This is a genomic window from Streptomyces sp. H27-H1, from assembly GCF_026627445.1.
In the GTDB taxonomy this organism is placed as follows: Bacteria; Actinomycetota; Actinomycetes; order Streptomycetales; family Streptomycetaceae; genus Streptomyces.
Map to the genome: position 1 here is coordinate 1 of NZ_JAPNLJ010000158.1, position 1,016 is coordinate 1,016.

The 1,016-nt window shown below is 66.5% G+C and carries 1 pseudogene; it reads right to left on the minus strand.

From position 1 onward, the window contains the following. Positions 1-19 precede the first annotated feature (19 nt). Positions 20-957 (minus strand): annotated as a pseudogene (locus OTB20_RS42265) (IS5 family transposase). Positions 958-1,016: the final 59 nt, after the last annotated feature.

Consider the following 1,016-nt stretch of genomic DNA (forward strand, 5'->3'; position numbering starts at 1 on the left):
CTAGGTTCTGTTTCCTGGATCAGGTGCGGAGCCAGATCGTGAGGGCTGCGAGAGTGACTGTTCCGAGGTAGACATAGGCGCGTTTGTCGTAGCGGGTGGCGACTGCCCGGAAGTTTTTGAGGCGGTTGATCGCCCGCTCGACAACGTTGCGTTTCTTGTAGCTGTCCTTGTCGAACCCGGTGGGCCGTCCGCCGGCCGAGCCGCGTCTGCGGCGGTTGGCGCGCTGGTCCTTCGGCTCGGGAATGGTGTGCCGGATCTTGCGTTTCCGCAGGTAGCGGCGGTTGCTCCGAGAGCTGTATGCCTTGTCGGCGCTGACGCTGTCGGGCCGGGTACGGGGTCTGCCCGGACCGATGCAGGGCACCGATATCCTCTCCAGCACCGCCTCGAACTGCGGGCTGTCCCCGCACTGTCCGGCCGTGAGGACCAGCGAGAGCGGACGGCATCGGCCGTCGGCGGACAGGTGAATCTTCGTGGTGAAACCGCCTCGCGAACGCCCTAAACACTCGCCTGCCTGACCACCTCCGCCAGGCGGGCAGACAGCCTCCGCAGTACTGGATCGCCCTGGTTTGCCCTGTAGTGGGCCCCCTTTTGCGAAGCAACCGGGGGCGGGGCCGCTTTCCGAGCGCCAGCCGCGTGCTGGTGGGCTCGCGCCGTGGTGGAGTCCACCGACACCTCCCAGTCGATCCCGCCTGCGGCGTTCTCGGCAGCTTGCACCCGCGTCAGCAACAACTGCCAGGTGCCATCGGCCGACCAGCGACGATGCCGCTTATAGACCGTCAGCCAAGGCCCGAACCGTTCCGGGAGATCCCGCCACGGCACACCAGTCCGCACCCTGAACAGCACCCCGTTGATGACCTTCCGGTGCTCGCTCCACCGGCCGCCACGCGCCCCACCGCGGGGCAGGAACGGCTCCAGCCGCTCCCACTCCGCGTTCGTCAGATCTCCCCGCCCCACCATGCTGACCAGCCTGAACCAGACAGCATGATCACGTCAGGAGATCCAGGAAACAGAACCTA